The organism is Mesorhizobium sp. M8A.F.Ca.ET.202.01.1.1 (assembly GCF_004791595.1).
Lineage (GTDB): Bacteria > Pseudomonadota > Alphaproteobacteria > Rhizobiales > Rhizobiaceae > Mesorhizobium.
Genome location: NZ_SRUN01000016.1, coordinates 16398 through 32178, shown reverse-complemented (window position 1 = coordinate 32178; position 15781 = coordinate 16398). Strand labels below are relative to the sequence as shown.

General features: G+C 64.7%; 4 protein-coding genes. 3 read left to right on the top strand and 1 reads right to left on the bottom strand.

Going from position 1 to position 15781, the window contains the following annotated elements; translation table 11 throughout:
- Positions 1-36 precede the first annotated feature (36 nt).
- Positions 37-5517 carry an alpha-2-macroglobulin family protein gene (locus EN845_RS28440; protein WP_127873176.1) on the bottom strand — a complete coding sequence of 1827 codons (5481 nt, stop codon included), beginning with the start codon at positions 5515-5517 and terminating at the stop codon, positions 37-39.
- 280 nt (positions 5518-5797) lie between these two features.
- Between EN845_RS28440 and EN845_RS28435 the strand changes: the two genes are divergently transcribed.
- From EN845_RS28435 to EN845_RS28425, 3 genes are all read left to right on the top strand, one after another.
- Positions 5798-7726: an autotransporter assembly complex family protein gene (locus tag EN845_RS28435; RefSeq protein ID WP_127873175.1), complete on the top strand. Its 1929-nt coding sequence runs from the start codon at positions 5798-5800 to the stop codon at positions 7724-7726.
- Between the two features lie 2 nt (positions 7727-7728).
- Positions 7729-13785: a translocation/assembly module TamB domain-containing protein gene (locus EN845_RS28430; RefSeq protein ID WP_127873174.1), complete on the top strand. Its 6057-nt coding sequence runs from the start codon at positions 7729-7731 to the stop codon at positions 13783-13785.
- A gap of 252 nt (positions 13786-14037) precedes the next feature.
- Positions 14038-15690: an ABC transporter substrate-binding protein gene (locus EN845_RS28425; RefSeq protein ID WP_127873173.1), complete on the top strand. Its 1653-nt coding sequence runs from the start codon at positions 14038-14040 to the stop codon at positions 15688-15690.
- Positions 15691-15781: the final 91 nt, after the last annotated feature.

Sequence of the window (15781 nt, the reverse complement as noted above, 5' to 3'; positions counted from 1 at the left end):
CAGCGCAAGCCTCACGTTCATATCCGCCAAGGCACCTTACGGCGCCTTGATCTCCATCATGCCGGTGGCGGTGCGGGCCGAATATTGCGGCCGGTACATGTCCTCCACCGTTGCCGCCGGATGGGCATAGGTGCCCGGCGTGACGGCGCGCACGACATAGGCAAGCGTCAGATTGTGGTCGTGGTCGCCGTCGGCCGGGTTGAATGCCGCGACGAAGCGGTCGTCGCGGAATTCCAGATGCGCGGCGTCGGTCTGTGCCAGCCAGGAGAAGTTCGTCAACTGGGCGCTGGAAACCAGCCCCGGATTGTCGATCTCGAAGCCGGCCGGCAACAGGTCGGTAACCAGCAGGCGCGACGGCCAGCTGTTCTGCTCGGTGACCTTGAGCACGACGACATAGCGTTCGTTCTGGGTGGCCTCCGTCACATTGGCTTCTGTGCCGTCCAGCTTGTAGTAGGTGCGGTTGATGGTGAAGCCGTCGCCGGCGGCCGGCAAGGGCTGGATCGGCGACGCCACGGTGGTGACGACGGCCTGCAGCGGGGTCTTGCCGGTGTTGGTGATTTCGAGCGGGCTGTCGACCAGGTCTGAGCCGTTGACCTGGTTGGAATAGCCGCCGGAATGCGGCGCGCCGTTGACGGTCAGCGCGATGGAGTCATTGCCCTCCTTCAGCGCACGCGCCGCCAGCAGCATCCAGGAATCGTCCTGGGTGCTGGTCCAGCGGGCTTCGGCGCGTTTCCTTGTCACCAGCTTGATCAGCTCGGGCACGATCGTCGATACCGGCTTCGATTCCGCCGCCAGCGACAGCACCGCCGCGCCGTCACGCAATGCCGAGCCGTAGTCGGAACGGTACCAGTCGTAGTCGGCGCTCGACTTGGCCAGTTGCAGCGCGGTCTTGAACGTCGCCTCCGAACGCTGCGTGTCGCCATAGAGCGCAAGGCTCGCCGCCAACTGGGCGACGGCCATCGGGCTCGAGAAGGCTTCGAGCTGGGTGTCGGCGTAGTAGCGCAGATCGCCGATCGAGGCCTTCTTGTTGCGGGCCAGCACGTAGAGGGCGTAGGCGATCTCGCTACCGCGGTCCTGTACGCTCTGGTCGTAGCCGAGCGAGTTCTGCAGGTTGTTCAGGGCCTGGTTCATCGCCAGAGCCGGCACGTCGTATTTCTGCTCCCGCGCCCTGGTCAGGAATTCGCTGACATAGGCGTCGAGCCACAGATCGCCGGAGCCCGGACCCCACAGGCCGAAGCTGCCGCTCGAGGACTGGTAGCTCAGGACCTTGTAGATCGCATCCTGGATGCGGCCGTGCAGTTCAGGGTCGCTTTCCATGCCGACGCCTGATGCCATCTCGTTGACGTAGAGAAGCGGCATGGCGCGGCTGGTGGTCTGCTCGGCGCAACCATAGGGGTAACGATCGAGCGTCATCAAGAGCGACGGCACGTCGAAGGCCGCAGCCTGCGAAACGCCGACGCTGACCGATGCGCCTTCGAGCAGGCTGGCAGCCAGCAGCTCCTTGTCGACGCGAAGCGCGCCGCCATTGCCCTTGAGGTCGACTACAAGGCGCGTGGTGACCGGCAATTGGGCCGGACGCACCGGGACATAGAGCGTCTGCTCGACCTTGGTGCCGTCCGCATGCGCCAGCTTGATGGTCAGCGAGGCATTGCCCGCCGTCTTTGCGATCAGCGGCACGGTCAAGCTCTGGCGCTTGCCCTGGGCGAGCGTCAGCTTCTGGGGCAGGGGCTTGTCACCTGTCGACAGGTCCCCCGTCGTATCGATCGACAGCGCATAGTCGCCGGCCGGTCCGTCGGTGTCGGCAACGTCGAGACGCATGACGGCGTTGTCGCCAGGCGCCAGGAAGCGCGGCAGGCCGGCGGTGATCACAACGGGATCACGCACGATCACGTCCGACTGGGCATGGCCGATCGCCTCCTTGGTCCAGGCGACAGCCATGACGCGCACGGTGCCGTTGAACTGCGGGATGTCGAAGTCGATCCGCGCCTTGCCGTCGGCGTCGAGCTGGACGATGCCGGAGAAGAAGGCGACCAGTTTTTCAGTGGGCGGGCTGCCTTGCGTCTGCATGTTGGCGCCGTCACCGCCGGTCCTGAGCTTGCCGGTGGTGCCCAGCGAGCCATCGATCAGGCGGCCGTAGATGTCGCGGATCTCCATGCCCAGCATGCGCTGGCCAAAGAACCAGTTCTCCGGATCCGGCGCCTTGTAGTTGGTCAGGTTGAGGATGCCGACATCGACGGCGGCAACGGTGACATAGGCGTTGGTGCCCGGCTGCACGCCGGCCACGGAAACCGGGATCGACAGCTGCTGGCGCGGCATTGTCTTGTCCGGCGGCGTGAGCGTGACGGCAAGCTTCTTGGCGCCCGGATCGACGGTCAGCCATTTCACGCCGATGGCGCGGGCGGGCATGCGCGTTTCCTGCGCGTCGCCCGGCCGGAAAAGGGTTGCCGTGACATAGGCGCCGGCGCCCCAGTCGTCGCCAACCGGGATGTCGACGGTGCTGCCGCCGGCCGGCACGGTCGCCGTAATGGTTTTCAGCAGCTTGTCGGAGCCGATGTTGATCAGTAATTCGCCGGCAAAATGCGGCGAGATTTTCAGCTTTGCCACTTCGCCCGCGGCATAATTGTCCTTGTCCAAGGCAATCTCCAGGCCGTCAGGCGTTTCGGTGGTGGTCGAGGCGACATACCAGCCGGCGTCGAATTCATAGCTGGTCGCCGGCCCCTCGGGATCCGATGTCTCGACCTCGAGCCTGTACTGGCCCCAGTCGACAGGTACGGAGACGGCGGCGTCGCCATCGGCGTTGAGATCGATCTGGCCGTTGGCGATCGATTTGGTGAAGCTCACCGGCTCGTAGTTCCAGGAGTTGTTGGAGCGGTACCACTGATAATTGCGTTCGACCTTGACCAGCGTCCACTGCGCGCCTTTCAGCGCCTCGCGCTTGCCGTCGGGATCGACGGCGATCAGGCTGAACTTGGCCGTGCCCCCCTGCGGCACTTCACCATCGGCGAAATCCGGGCGGATGCCGATCATATGGCCTTGCGGGCGGATGCCGATGTTGAGCGAACGCTCGATGGCGCGGCCACCGGTTTCGCGCATGCGCACCGTCACCTTGCCGTCGACCAGCTTGGTGGTCGAGGGCAATTGGTCGACGGAGATCGGGAAGGTCGCTTTGCCGTCGTCGCCGACCACCGGCAGATCGGTGAGCGGCGTGACCGTGGGCTCCGCCGACTGCTCGTCGGCGAGGCCGAAGGAAAAGTCGGGGAAGCGGTCCCAGTCCCGGGACGTCGACAGGGTCAGTTCGCCTTCCAGCGCCAGGCCCGCCGCCGGCGCGCCATAGAGGAAGCGGCCGTCAATGTTGATGTTGGCGGTTTCGCCCCGCGCAATCTCCTGCTTGTCGGCCTTCATGTCGAATTCTATGCGATCCGGCACGAAGTCCTCGACCAGGAACATCTGGCTGGCAACCGCCGGCTGCTTGGGGTCGGTGTGGATCGACACCGACCATGTGCCGCGCATGGCGTTGGCTTCGAGCGGCAGGTCGACGGCGTGGCCGCCGGCCGAGGCGCCGTCGCTGACGATGCGGCGGTCCTCGACGCCATCGGGGCGCGAGAAGATAAAGGTCAGCGGCAGGTTCTCGACCGCCTTGGCCGCGCCGTCGCGGGCAAGGGCGGCGACATGGACGTCCTCACCGGCGCGGTAGATGCCGCGTTCGGTCCAGGCATAGACGTCGAGCGCGCCGGGTGCGGCGCGTCCGGTGACGCCGCGGTCGGACAGGTCGAAGCCGGCCTTTGACATATCGAGGAAGACGAAATCATTGTCGCCCTGCTTGGCCATCAGCACGGCCGGCACCATGCCGCCGTCACCGCGCGTCAGGCCGGGGTTGAAGACGGCATGGCCGTTCGCATCCGACGTCGCGGTTCCGAGAACTTCGTTGTTACGGGCAACCAGCGTCAGTTCGGCACCGGCAATCGGCTTGGCGCTACCCAGCGAACGGGCGAAGACGTTGAGCCCGTCCTGGCCGGTATAGGTAGACAGGCCGATGTCGGAGACGACGAACCACTGCGTGGCCAGCGAGCCGTAATCGTCGCTCTTGTCGTTGACGGCCTTGGCTGTCAGCACATAGACGCCGGGCTTGCGCTGCGGCAGCGCTTCGTCGACCGGGAAGGAGGTGGTGACCTCCTTGTTGAGGTCGTTGACGATGTCGAGCTGGCCCTGCCAGACCGGCGCGCCCATCTGCTCGGAAATGTTGGATATGTCATAGCCGTCGAGCTGGTGCAGGAACTGATAGCCCGACAGCAACTGCGCCAGCGAGCGGTCGCCGATGCGGTAGAGCTTCATCTCGGCGGCGTTCATGTTGACGGTGACGACCGGAATGCCGCGGCGCGCGCCGGCCGGCAGCACGAAGCTGTCGCCGGTGAAGCGGGCGGATGGCGCGCGGTCCTGCACATAGATCGACAGCACCACGGGGGCAGCGGTCACTTCGCCGATCGCGGCCGGCAGGCCGGCGCGGAAGGTGACGTCATAGTGCTGGCCGTGTTCGAGCCCTTCGACGCAGATCTGCTTGTCCTTGGCCTCGATGCCCTTGGGCGCGGCGTTGTCGACGGTGACGAACTGCGCGTAGTCGACGCCGGTCTTGACCAGATCCTCGGAGAATTGCGCGCAGATGCGCGGCGCGCTGGTGTCGGCATCGACAGAGTGATCGATGACGCGGAATCCCTTGCGGGCCTTCAGATCGGCATAGTCGGCCTGGACCGCGGGCGAGCTTTCCAGCGCAAGGCTGGCTTCATAGGCCTGCAGCGCCGGCCGGTAGAGATCGCGCTTGTCGAGACCATTGCCGAGCAGCGCCAGCACTTCGGCGCGCGTCTTGGTGGTGCGCAGCAGCTTGTAGGCGTTGAAGGCGGCCGACGTGGCGTTTGACGGCAAAGTTGAGGCTTCGGAGGTGCTCGCGGCGGGCTGTACGGCCAGCGTTTCGCGCGCCAGCTTGAGCCAGAGCTGGCCGTCATCCGGCATGACCGAGACAGCGGCCTCGTATTTCTGCATGGCGGAGCGATGGTCGCCGGTCTGTACGGCTTGTTCGGCCGAGTTGATCAGCGCCGCCATGCCCTCCGTCGGCTTGTCAAAGGCAGGGCCAAGCAGCTTGTTGCGGTATTGCTGGGCCTGGTCGGCCATCCAGTTGGGGAAGAAGGCGAGTTCCGGCGGCGCGCCGATATCTGGATCGCCGTCGATGTTGACGACCTTGCCGGCGACCGCGCCGTTGAAGGATTTCAACTGGTTATAGTCGGATTTGAGAAAGCACCATTTGGCCTTGGTGTTGTAGGTGAAGGCGCGGCAGGTCGGATCGCCGAGGCATGTCGTCTTGCACTGGTCGAGCGTGACGTTCTGGTCGGACCTGAGATCGAAGCCGAAATAATCGGAATTGTCCGTCGTTGCGATTCTTCGCGCTTCCGCCGCTTGCGCGACGCTACCCCAGGCAAAGAAAAGAAGGACGAGAATCGACAGACCACGAGCCGCGCGCATTGCCATAACACCCTCCAGACAATTGCAGACGTCCGGGCATGTTCAAGCTTCAGTCAGGCTTGTCAACGCGCGGACGCGGCAGGTCTCCGCCTGCCAACGGTTTATTTTCCGGCCAAGGACCGGTATGCGGACAGTAACCTCCACGGGAAGGGGATCACGCTTTCTTGCGGAAACGCAGAAGGTGTGAATTCCAAGCCCACCCTATTTCAGACAATTGGATTGTGGCCCCTTTACGAGCGCTTCAGAACTTCATTCCAATTTTAGTTTTGTAACCTAGGTTGTCTTAATGCCGGCGCATGAAGAGCAGATGTCAGGAGGGACCGCGCCAGGGCGCGTGCTTCCGCGCGCCCTGCTTTTGGCCATGATGTGCGGGACCGCGCTGATCGCCGAATCAAGATCCGTGGCCGCGTTCGAGCTTTTCGGCATCAAGCTGTGGGGATCGTCCAGCGACGAGGACGCGGACATTGTCGATCCGCTGCGCTACGCGGTGACCATCTCCGCGCCCGACGCCGACAAGGACCTCGTCAAGAAGCTCGAAAACGCCTCGGCGCTGAAAGGCGACGAGGACCGGCCCGTTTCGGGTTCGCTCGGGCTGATGGCCAAGGCGCGCGGCGACCGCGAACAGCTGGTCGCCGCACTTTATGCCGATGCCCGCTATGAAGGCGTCGTCACCATCACCATCGACGGCAAGCCGCTCGACGAACTGCCTCCGGACGCCGAGTTCAAGGGGCCGGAGCCTATCCCTGTGGCGATCAATATCGCCACAGGCCCCAAATTCACCCTTGGCGACATCCGGCTGGAGGGCGACGCGGCGGGGCTGATGAGCGCCGATTATGGGCTGATATCCGGCGGCGACGCCGGATCGGGCGCGGTGCTCAAGGCCGAGGCGCTGATCGTGCGGACGCTGAAGGAGCAGGGCAGGCCGCTGGCCAAGGTGACCGACCGGCATATCGTCGCCGACCATGCCACATCGACGCTCGATGTGACGCTGACGGTCGCAGCCGGGCCGGTCGCCGGCTATGGCGCGACCACCGTGGAAGGCACCGAGAAGGTCGACAGGGACTTCACCGAATACATGACCGGGCTGAAGCGCGGCAGGCAATACTCGCCACAGGAGATCAGCGACGCGCGCGACAGGCTGCTGGCGCTTGAGGTCTTCAACAGCGTGACGTTCAAGGAAGCCGACAAGCTCGACGCCGACGGCAACATTCCGATCGGCGTCCAGGTCAGCGAGCGCAAGCCGCGCTTTTTCGGCCTTGGCGGCACCTTCTCGAACACCGAGGGGCTTGGCCTCGAGGGCTACTGGGGGCACCGCAACCTGTTTGGCCGCGCGGAAAAGCTGCGCATCGACGGCGCCATCAGCGGCATCGGCAGCAACAATCTGTCCGAACTGAACTACAATGCCGGCATCATGTTCGAGAAACCCGGCGTGATCGGACCGGCGTCGAAGTTCTTCGCCAGCGTCAAGACCGTGCTCGAGCATCCGGATGCGTACGACCATTTCTCGGTCAAGGGCAGCACCGGCCTGTCCTACGAACTCGACAAGAAGCAGACCGTGTCGGCCGAGGTGGCGCTCGATTATTCGCGCATCCATGACGCCTTCGGCAAGCACACCTACCTGATCGCCAGCATTCCGCTGCAATATGTCTATGACAACAGGGACAGCAGGTTGAACCCGACCAGGGGCTTCAGGGTGCTCGCCTATGCCGAGCCGAGCTACGACATACTGAGTGGTGCGGCCTTCCTCAAGCTGAAGGGCGAGGGATCGGCCTATCAGTCGCTGGATACCGCGTCGAAATTCGTGCTGGCTGAGCGTGTCGCCATCGGCTCGATCGTCGGTACCGGGCTGCAGAACGTCCCGGCCGACCGGCGCTTCTATTCCGGCGGCGGCGGCTCGGTGCGCGGCTATGCCTATCAGGGCATCGGCCCCAAGGATTTCACCGGCCAGCCGATCGGCGGCCTGTCCTTCTTCGAGACCTCGGTGGAGATGCGCATCGCCGTCACCGACACGATCGGGATCGTGCCCTTCGTCGATGCCGGCACGGTATCGACGAAGTCGGTTCCCAACTTCTCCGACGTCAAGGTCGGCGCCGGTGTCGGCCTGCGCTATGTCACGCCGTTCGGGCCGTTGCGCATCGACGCGGCCGTGCCGCTCAACCGTGATCCCGGCGACCCGCATTTCGGCATCTATGCCGGCATTGGCCAGGCCTTCTGACGATGAAAACGGTCTGGCGCATCCTTCGCATTGTCCTCTACACGCTGCTGATCATGGTCGCGGGCGCGATCGGCGCGCTCGTCGTGCTGACCAAGACCGAGCGTGGGCGCGACAATCTCGCCGGCATCATCTCGCGGCTCGCCTCGAGCGAGGATCGCAAGGTCACCGTCAGCGGCATCGACGGCATCTGGTCGGGTAATCTCAGCGTCGACCATGTCGTGCTTGAGGATCGCGAGGGCGCCTGGCTGGTGGCGCGCAAGGTGGCCGTCGACTGGTCGCCGACGGCGCTGCTGTCGAAAAGCTTCAGCGCCGACCGGATCGCCGCCGGGCGCATCGAACTGGCGCGCCTGCCGGTGGCCGGTTCGCAGCCGCCGGCGCAGGGCGGCACGACGACTATGCCTGTCTCCATCGACATCAAGCAGATCGACCTGCCGGAAATCGCGCTCGGCGAGCAACTGGCCGGCAGCGGTATCGCCGAGCTCGCAGCCAAGGGAATGCTCAAGGCCGATGCCGCGCCACTGGCGGTCCAGACTGTGCTCAACGTCACCCGTCACGACGGCAAACAGGGCAATGTCGATGCCAAGATCCATTTCGCACCCGCCGACAACAAGCTGGACCTCGACCTCAAGGCGTCGGAGCCGGCCGGCGGCATCATTGCCAACCTGCTCAAGCTGCCGGATGCGCCGCCGGTCGACATCGTCGTTTCGGGCAGCGGACCGCTTGCCAACTGGAGCGGTGTCGGCACCTTCCTCGTCGACCATCGGATCGTCACCCAACTTACCGGCCGCCACCAGCTCACCGACAAGGGCAATCATGTCGAGGCCAAGGGCGACGGCGATTTTGCGCGCTTCCTGCCGGAAAACCTGAAGCCGCTGTTTGCCGGCAAGACTAGCTTCGATGTCGCGGGCACCGCCACATCGGCGGGCGGCATCAGCATCGACCGGGCCAGCATCGAGAGCGATGCGGTACATGGCACCGCCGCCGGCATTGCCGATCCTGCCGGTGCCAGCGATCTCTCGGTCGAACTCGCCGCCAAGGGCCCGCCCGTGGTGATCAGCGTCGGCAGCAAGGCGCAGCCGATCACGCTCGCGATCAAGAACGCCACCGCACGCGCCTTCGGCGACGGCAAGGCGCCGATCGTCGACATCGGCGCCTCGTTCGTTTCGATCGTCGTCGGCGGCACGCGGCTGGATGATCTGGCGGCGCAAATCCATTCCGATGGTTTCGATATCCAGAATCGCGCCGGCCCGGTTGCCGTCAAGCTGGAGGCGGGCGGCCTGAAAACCGACGTCGCGACACTGGCGCCGCTGATCACCGGCAAGGTCGACGTCGATCTGGCCGGCTCAATCAGCAAGGACGCCATTATTGCCATCGATCAGGGTACGCTGCGCTCCGATGCGCTCAATGCGTCGCTGACGGCGACGGTGGCGCTGGCCGACATGTCGATGCAGCTCAAAATGAATGCCGATGCGGTGGCGACCGCGTTCCCGCAGCAGATCGCCTCGGTGCTCGGCGGGCGGGTGAAATTCTCTGCCGCTGCATCGCGCGATCCGCAGGGATCTTTCGCTGCGAACTCGATCGAACTCACTTCCGGATCGCTCAGCGCCAGCGGTACGGCCAGCATGCAAGGCACGGACATCCAGGCCGACATCAAGGGCAAATTGGGCGACGTTTCGGTGTTGTCGCCGACGGTCGGTGTGCCGGTTGCCGGCGGGGTCGATTTCGCGTTGTCGGCAACCGGCGCGATCACCGCTCCGGATTTCACCGTTAGCGCCGACAGCGACAGCCTGACCGCTTCGGGCCGCACGGTGAAGGCCATCAAGCTGACCGCGAGCGGCAAGGCCGACATAACGAACCCTTCCGCCAACGTCTCGCTGACCGGCGCCGTCAACGACCAGCCGCTCGACATCAAGGCGGCCCTGGTGACCAGCGAGGGCAAGCGCTCGATCAACGGCTTCCTGGTCTCGCTGGGCGATAACAAGGTCTCGGGCGACCTGGCGCTCGACGACAAGTTCATGCCCCTGGGCACGCTGACGCTCGCCGCACCGGCAATCGACCAGTTGGCCGCGCTCGCCGGCCAGGCGGTGACCGGCGACATCAACGGCACCATCCTCTTTGCCAAGGACGGCGACGCACCCTCCATTGCCATAGATGCCAAGAGCACATCGGTCGCGCGTGGCGAGGTGACTGCCAAGGCGATCGCCATCAAAGCGCTGATCGCCAATTATCTCAAGGCGCCGGCGATGTCGGGCACCATCAAGGCCGATGCGGTCACTTCGGGAAGCACCGAAATCGGCGCCATCGGCGTCGACCTCAAGCGCGACGGCGACTGGACCAATTTCACTGGCGGCGCCACGATCGCGGGCATTCCGGCGACCGCTGCCGGCCGGGTTAAGATCGCCGAGGGCACCACCAGCGTCGAGATTGCTTCGGGCGAAGCCACCGTTCGCGGCATCAAGGCGGCGATTGCCGAGCCGTCGGCCCTGTCCATCGCCAACGGCACGGCCAATATCGACAGGCTGGCGCTCGACGTTGGCGGCGGCCGGGTGGCGCTGTCGGGCAGCGCCGGCGAGACGCTCGATCTGGCGGCGAAGGTCTCCGCTTTGCCTGCCGCCCTTGCCAATGCGTTTTCGCCTGGCCTGGATGCCGCGGGAACGCTTGACGGTATCGCTGAAGTGAGCGGAGCGCCGGCCGCTCCCGACATCCGGTTCAACGCGAAGCTGGCCGGCGCCGAGACCAGCCAGACCCGACAGGCGGGGCTCGGACCACTCGCCGTCGATGCGGCCGGCAGCTACACGATTGCCGGCGGCGTTGTCCTCGACCATGCCACCCTCTCCGGCGACAAGGTCTCCGGCCAGGCCACCGGAACCATCAACCCGAACGGGGCCAGCGATTTCGCGATCGATCTGACCTCGTCCGGCCCCAGCCTGCCGCTGACGGTTGGAAGCACCGAGAGCCCGGTCAAGATCGAGGTCCGGTCAGTGTCGGCCAAAATTGGGGGCGAAAGCACGCATGCCCGGCTGGACCTTTCCGCGATCCTGCCCTCGATCGTCACCAGCCCGGCGAAGGTTGACGGACTTACGCTCACTCTGCACTCGGATGCGTTCGATCTCAGGAATCGCGCCGGGCCGGTTTCCGGAACGGTGTCGGTGGACAAGGTTGGGCTCGACAATCCAACGATCGCGCCGCTCATCGCGGGCAAGGTCACGGCCGCGCTCAACGCCCGGCTGAGCGCCGACGCCGTCGCCATCGACAGCGGCACGCTGAAAAGCGATGCGCTCAGCAGCCAGGTCGCCGGCCAGGTATCGCTGCGTGACGGTGCCATCGACCTCAACCTGAAGGCGGATGCGCCATCGTCGGCGTTGCCGGCGGCGGCACGCGGCTTGCTTGGCGACCGCGCCCAGATAAGCGCCACGCTGAAGCGCGAGCCCAGCGGCAATCTCAACATAGGTGGATTGAAGCTCACTTCGGGCCCGCTGAGCGCCGAGGGGCAGGCAAGCCTTGCCGACAACAAGGTGGCCGCCGACATCAGGGGTGCGCTGAGCGACATCTCGCGATTGTCGAAGGACGCCACGGGCGCCATCGCTTTCGCGCTGAGCGCGCAAGGGCCGGCCATGGCGCCCGACCTGTCGCTTACCATCAACAGCGACAAGCTCTCGGTTGCATCTCGCGAGATAACCGGATTGAAGCTCACCGCCACCGGCAAGGCGGACGCCGCCAATCCGGCGGCCAATGTCCAGCTTACCGGCAATGTCGCCGGCCAGGCGCTGCAGGGGAGCGCCGTGCTGGCAACGGCGAACGGCAAGAGCGCCATCAATGGCCTGCTCCTGTCGCTGGGCAAGAACAGGATTTCAGGCGATCTGGCACTGGACGACAAGTTCGTGCCCGAAGGCACCATCTCGCTCGACCTGCCCGACATCGGGCCGCTCGCCGCGCTGGCGCTGGAAAAGGCGGAAGGCGACGTGCGCGGCACGATCGCCTTCTCGAAGACCGGGGCGGCACCCCAGGTCGCCATCAAGGCGGCTACCGCCTCGATCACGCGCGGCGACCTCCAGGCGAAGGCCGTTTCCATAGATGCGCTGATCGCCAACTATCTCGCGGCTCCGGTCATCTCGGGCAAGATCCGCGCCGATACCGTCACATCGGGCGGCACCGTGATCCGCGGCATCGATGTCGATTTGAAACGCGACGGCGACTGGACCGGCTTCTCCGGCGGCGCCACGGTGAAGGGCATTCCAGCCAGGGCAGCCGGACGCGTGAAGGTAGCCGGTGGCACCACCACCATCGAGCTTGCGTCAGGGCAGGCGACCGTCCAGGGCATCAAGGCAGCCATCGCCCAGGCCTCGACCGTCAGCATCGCCAATGGCACGACGACGCTGGACAGGCTGGTGCTCAATCTTGGCGGCGGCACCGCGACGGTAACCGGCAAGGTCGGGCAGGCGCTCGACATCAATGCAGTGCTGGCGCGCGTGCCGATGTCGCTCGCCAACAGTTTCTCCCCCGGGCTCGATGCAGCGGGTTCCATCTCCGGCACGGTAAAGGTGACGGGCGCACCGGCGAGCCCCGCCATTGCCTTCAACATCGACGCGGCCGGGGTGCAGACGTCGCAGACCCGTAGCGCCGGCGTCGGTGCGGTGAGTGTTGCCTCGTCGGGTACCTTTGCCGGCAACAAGCTGACCTTCGACGCCAATGTCAGCGACGGCGCCGGGCTTGGCCTCAAGGGCGGCGGCACGGTGACGACGGTGGGCACTCCGGCGCTGGTGCTCGACTTCAATGGCGCCGTGCCGTTCGGCCTTCTCAGTGAGAAACTTGCCGCGCAGGGCTTGTCGCTGACCGGCAACGCCAACGTGAATGTCCAGGTGCGCGGTCCAGCGACATCTCCGGTGATCGGCGGCAGCGTCAAAACCTCCGGCGCGCGGCTGGTCGACGCACGCTCGGGCCTTGCAGTCAACGATATCGCGGCCGATGTCTCGATAGGCAACGGCGTCGCCAGGATCAATCGGTTGACCGGAACCCTGTCGACGCGCGGCAGCCTGTCGGCCAGCGGTACCGTCGGCATCAATCCGGCGCAAGGCTTCCCAGCCGACCTGTCGATCAAGCTCACCGATGGCCGCTACACGGATGGACGCGTGGTGACCGCCAACCTTGGCGGCGACCTGACGATCAAAGGGCCGCTGACTTCGGCGCCGGCGATTGCCGGCACCGTCAACCTGGCCAAGACCGTCATCACGGTTCCGGACAAATTGCCGGGCTCGCTCTCGGCGCTTGACGTCAAGCACAAGAATGCGCCGGGTCCGGTCAAGGCACAGGACAAGGCGCTGCGCCCGGCGACGACCAGCGGCAAGAGCGGCGGCAGCGGCCTTGCGCTCGACGTCACGGTCAATGCGCCGAACCAGATCTTCATCCAGGGCAGGGGTGTCGACGCCGAACTCGGCGGCTCGCTCAGGCTGACCGGCCCGGCCTCGTCGCCGCAAGCCGTCGGCACCTTCACCTTGCAGCGCGGCCGGCTGTCGATCCTTGGCAAGCGGCTGACCTTCACCGAAGGCACGGTCGGGTTCTCCGGCTCGCTGGTGCCTTACCTCAATCTGACGGCGACGACGACCACGACCGGCGCGACCGTCACCATCGTGGTGTCGGGCGAGGCGACCAATCCGAAATTCACCTTCAGTTCGGTGCCGGCGCTGCCGGAGGATGAAGTGCTGGCGCAACTGATCTTCGGGCGGTCGATGTCGAACCTCTCGCCGTTGCAGATCGCGCAGCTGGCAGAAGCGGCCGGGCAACTGGCCGGGGTCGGCGGCTCGACGTCGCTGCTGGAGAATCTGCGCAGCGCCATCGGCGTCGACGATCTCGATGTCACCACCGACGACAAGGGCGGCACGGCGGTCTCGGCCGGCAAATATCTCAACGACCGCACCTATGTGACCATCCAGAAGGGCGACAAGCCAGGTTCCGGCAAGGCGACCATCGACCTCAATGTCGGGCGCGGCGTCAAATTGCGCGGCGAGGCGACGGACGCCGGCGAAGCCAAGGGCGGCATCTTCTACGAGAAGGAATATTGACGGCCTGGCCCCTGCCTTGGCCTGGACTGGCGCTGTCGTAACCGGTGCAAATGTCTCAATTTAATCGCCCGAAGAGATTTTGGCGAAATCTGGGCGCACTAGCAATTTTGCGCCAAGACTGTCGCTATCACGCGAACTGCCCCCCGTTCAAAGTTGCACATTCGCTCACATGTTCCCAATCCATGCCGTCTTTGACATCATGGCCCGGATGCGGAATGTTAATCGGCGGAAAGCCAACAATGGGAGTTAGTCATGACAATTTATAAGAGCAACGGCGACAGCGTTCCGGATCATATCCTGGCCATGGCCGAAGAAGCCAAGGCAGGTAAGGTTGATCGCCGCGAATTCCTGGCCATGGCAAGCGTCTTCGGCGCCTCGACGGCGATGGCTTATGGCCTTCTCGGTCTCGCCGATCCGACGCCGGCAAGGGCAGAAGAGGTAAAAGGCAAGAAAGGCGGCACGCTGAAGGTCGCGCAGTGGATCAAGGATCCCAAGGATCCTCGCAAGGCCGACTGGTCGGAAATTGCCAATGCCGAGCGCCAGGCGCTCGAGCCGCTGGTCAAGTATACGAGCGAATATACGTTCCGCCCTTATCTGCTGGAAAGCTGGGACGTGAACGACGACGCCACCCAGTATACGCTGCATGTGCGCAAGGGTGTGACCTGGTCCAACGGCGACCCCTTCACAGCCTCTGACGTCGTCTTCAACCTGAAGCGCTGGGCCGACAAGAAGGCCGAAGGCAATTCGATGCCCGGCCGTCTCGGCTCGCTGGTCAAGGATGACAAGCTCGACGAAAGCGCCGTGACCATGCCGGACGACCATACGGTCGTGCTCAAGCTCGGCAAGCCTGACATCGCGCTCATCCCCAACATGTGCGACTATCCCGGCCTGATCGTCCACAAGACTTTCGACGAGAAGGGCGGCGACTTCAAGAACTGCCCGATCGGCACCGGTCCATTTGAGCTCGTCTCCTACGACGTCGGCCAGAAAGTCGTCTACAAGCGCCGCGAAGACAACAAGTGGTGGGACGGCGAAGTGTTCCTCGACGGCATCGAATTCATCGACTACGGCACCGATCCGGCAGCCATGGTCAGCGCTTTCGAGGCTGGAGAAGTGCACACCAATTTCGAAACGTCGGCCGACTATGTGTCGATCCTCGACAAGATGGACCTGGTCAAGTCGGAGATCGTCACGGCTTCGACCATCGTCTGCCGCACCAACGTCAACAACAAGCCCTATGGCGACCAGAAGGTGCGCAATGCGTTGCAGCTCGCGGTCGACAACAATGTCGTCCTGCAGCTCGGCTATGGCAATGCCGGCTCGGTCGCCGAAAACCACCATGTCTGCTCGATCCATCCGGAATATTACGAACTGCCTAAGGTTGCCCGTGATCCGGCCAAGGCGAAGGCGCTGATGGCGGAAGCGGGCCAAGCCGACTTCGAACACGAGCTGATCACCGTCGACGAAGACTGGCACAAGAACACCGGCGACGCGATCGCCGCCCAGCTGCGGGAGGCCGGGATCAAGGTGAAGCGCTCGGTGCTGCCGGGCTCGACGTTCTGGAACGACTGGACGAAGTATCCGCTGTCAATGACCAACTGGAACATGCGTCCGCTCGGCGTCCAGGTTCTGGCCATCGCCTATCGCACCGGCGAGGCCTGGAACGAGGCTGGCTGGTCGAACCCCGACTGGGATGCCAAGCTCAATGCGGCACTCGCCGTTGCCGACGCTGCCAAGCGCAAGGAAATGATGAAGGACATCGAGGAGATCCTGCAGGCTTCCGGCATCATCATCCAGCCCTACTGGCGCAAGCTCTACAGCCACTCGGTCAAGGCGGTGCAAAACTACAAGATGCATCCGACCTTCGAGCGCGACTACGGCAAGGTCTGGCTCGATCAGGCCTGATCGATCGGGCCGGGGAAAGGGGCATTGCCTCTTTCCCTCCCTCTCTGCGTCGCCATTGCAGGTTCGTCCGCAAAAAATACGGACTCGCCCG